A 3351-nucleotide genomic window follows, 5' to 3' on the forward strand; every position below is an offset into this window, starting at 1 on the left:
TAACGTCAGTCTGTGAAAAAACCTTCGTTTGAGTTGCCTCAAATATAACAAAAAAGTTGTGGCAAAACAGGAATTTTCGTATTTTTAGGAATGCAACATATCACAGGGATTTCCCGCCACCAAATGCGTATTTTTAGTTTAGAAGAGGCTATAGCTCCCAATAATCAAGTACGATTTATAGATGCTTTTGTAGCGTTTGTAGATCTTGCGAAGCTTGGTTTTTCTGTGCAGACCATCAAAAGTGAAGGCCGTCCAAGTTACAATACATGGGTATTTTTGAAAATCTATTTATACGGTTATCTGAACGGAATAAGAAGCTCTCGAAAATTAGAGAAAGAATGCTTTAGAAACATAGAGATGCAATGGCTTTTAGAAGCTATTCGTCCCAATTACCATAGTATTTCCGATTTTAGAAAAAACAACCCTGCTGCCTTGAAGAATTTATTCAAACTCTTTGTTAGCTTTTTAAAAGATTCTGATTTAATAGGAGGTGAAACCATTGCAATTGACGGTACCAAAAGCCGTGCACACAATAGTAAGAAAGCTAATTTTAATCAAAAGAARATYGACAAACATCTGGAATAYATTGAAGCTAAAACCCWAGAATACCTARATGCWTTGGAAGAAAATGATGCAAARGAAAACSMTYCAAAAATCCARAAYATYCARCAAAAAATAGMKCGTCTCAAACAAARYAAAATMCGCTATGAGTTGCTGGAAGAAAAGCTAAAAGCAAGCGGAGAGCCCCAAATAAGCACCACTGACACTGATGCCAGGGCATTGTTAGTTCAAGGTCAAGTGGTTGAAATATCATTTAATATACAGGCAGCCGTAGATGCCAAACACAATCTTGTCGTAGCCACGCACACCATCAACCGCAATGACCGCAACGCCTTATCGGCAATTGCTATTGAAGCTAAAGAGAATTTAGAAATAGAAACTTATACGGCTTTGGTGGACAAAGGCTACCACAATGGGCGGGAAATAGAAGCCTGCAAGCTGGCTAATATCACCACCATTGTAGCACAGCCTGAACAAGGAAAAAATAAAGAAAACATCCATCCCGATTATTTGGTGACCAAGTTCCAGTACGATCAAACCACCGACACCTACACCTGCCCACAGGGCGAAACACTCAAAACTACGGGTCACTGGCATAAGAAAACTAAGGACAGAGACAGTTATGAGTTCAAGAGATACCGAACACCCAAATGCAGAGAATGTCCTGTAAAACATTTATGCACCAGTAGGATGGCCGGCCGGGATATAGACCGCAGTCAATATGCCGATGCCGTAGAAGAAAACAACAAACGCTATCACGCAAATGGACAGCTCTACCGCAAGCGGCAGGAAATCAACGAGCATATCTTTGGCACGATCAAACGCCAATGGGGCTACAATCACACCAATTTAACAGGATTGGAAAAAGTAAACGGTGAACACAGCCTAATTATGCTGGTGTATAACATCAAACGCAGTATCAACATACTCGGGGTTCCCGATCTGATTGCCAAACTCAAAAAATGGAACTCGCCCTACAAGGCAAAAGTCTTGTTTTTACTAAAAACGATGTATTTAAAGTCGAAATTAGAGTGCTTTTTTTATCAAACCAAATTGGCAGCCTGAAAATAACGGCTTGTCAAATGGCTCTAAAATTGTTTTTAGAGTAGGATAATTTAAAGATTTTAATTGAAAAATGAGGTTTTTTCACAGCCTGACGTTCTGGTACTACAGCGGGTTTGGGACTAAATTAAGCCCATTCTTCGGATTTGCCAAATCATTCCAAATACAAAACCATYTTTCCATTAARCCWATTGCCCAAATCCGTTGTAGCATCTATGTAAAAGCATAACTTAGAGTTACTAAAAACGAAGATTATGCAATTACAAGATGCCTTAAGAAAACCAAAGATATTCATTGGTTTAGATATTCACAAAAAAAGCTGGACAGTTTCCATTCAAACTGATTTGTTTTTTCACAGAACCTACTCGATGCCCTCCGTTGCCGAGGATTTATTTCAATATGTGGAGCAGACATTTCCTAATCACGAAGTGGATTTAGTTTACGAAGCAGGATGCTGCGGTTTTTCTGCCGCCCGCTATTTTTTAAGCTTAGGCTGGAATGTTTTGGTGGTCAATCCATCGGATGTCAAGACGGGAGACAAGCAGCGCTATCAAAAAACAGACGCTTTAGATTCCAGAAATCTGTCCAGTCAATTAAAGGCAGGGGTTCTGCGGGGAGTTTATATTCCTACTGAAGAACACGAACAGTTTACAACTTTGGCCCGCCATAGAACCCAAGTGACCAAGAAACTCCGACAGACCAAACTGCATATCAAAAGCATGCTGCTGTTTCATGGCATAAAGGTTCCCGATGAGTTTGACACCCCGAATTGGAGCCAAGATTTTATTGTATGGCTGGAAAAAATAAAATTCAGCACCAGCTGCGGAGAATTGGCTTTGCAGGGCAAAATACGGATGTACAAATTCATCAGGTCAGAGTATCTGGAAATTGCCAATCAAATGCGTGCCCATTGCAGAAAGGCCCATAAGAAAGATTATAATCTCCTGAGGAGCATTCCGGGAATTGGCGGTTACCTGGCAAGCGTGATTCTGGCCGAATGCGGTGATTTGCGCCGATTCAATAACGAGGGGCAATTCAGCTCTTACATCGGATTGGTGCCCGGGGTTTATAATAGCGGCGCTTCTGAAAAATGTTTGGGAATAACCCCCAGAAGCCGTTCCCAATTACGGAGCTATTTAGTGGAAGCCGCCTGGGTTGCCATTAGAAAAGATGCCGAAATGCAAAACTATTACCGCAGACATCAAGGCAGGAACGTAAAGAGCGTCATTATTAAAACAGCCCATAAAATGGCGCGAAGAATACTCTCGGTAATTAAAACCGAAACACCCTATCAGATCAATAGAAATTTAGCGTTAGAAAAATAAAAACAATCTTCTTAAAAAGCTCAGCCAATGACAGAGAATAGACTGCAAAACAGCTAGGGAGGTTCTGTAAAATGAAACCTCATTTTGTAGCAGGCAGCTATTTTTTATTCTTACAATCATACAGATGCTGGTGGTCTCGTCCTGAAAACGAGAACCACATATAGGAGTAGGAGCCTTAAGAAATTAAAAGAAAGACTATGAAATAAAAGAGACATAAATTCGTGGCATTATTGAAAAAGTCAGAATAACTTTTTCAGTCCCAGCCTTCGGCGGACAAAAAGTTGTTTCCAACTTTTTCAACAAGCCCGCTGGTATGGAATTCTATACTCGAAAAATAACCGACATATAACCCTCTCAAAAGTTGTGAATAACTTTACGATGCTTTACATAGGAGTAGCTGTTA

General features: G+C 40.2%; 2 protein-coding genes. Both read left to right on the forward strand.

Features of this window, described 5'->3' with window-relative positions:
* Nucleotides 1-90: 90 nt before the first annotated feature.
* Nucleotides 91-1626 (forward strand): IS1182 family transposase, encoded by a 1536-nt coding sequence (locus AC1DVP_RS21150; protein ID WP_477185449.1) that lies wholly within the window; start codon nucleotides 91-93, stop codon nucleotides 1624-1626.
* 251 nt (nucleotides 1627-1877) lie between these two features.
* Entirely contained in the window at nucleotides 1878-2948 is a 1071-nt protein-coding gene (locus tag AC1DVP_RS21155; protein ID WP_477185450.1) for an IS110 family RNA-guided transposase, read from the forward strand.
* Nucleotides 2949-3351 lie beyond the last annotated feature (403 nt).

The sequence above is a fragment of the Flavobacterium sp. P3_A6 genome (genome assembly GCF_056403035.1).

Bases quoted from the DNA above. Each gene is read 5' to 3' on its own strand.
- AC1DVP_RS21155 (WP_477185450.1), top strand. From the start codon at position 1,878: ATGCAATTACAAGATGCCTTAAGAAAACCAAAGATATTCATTGGTTTA.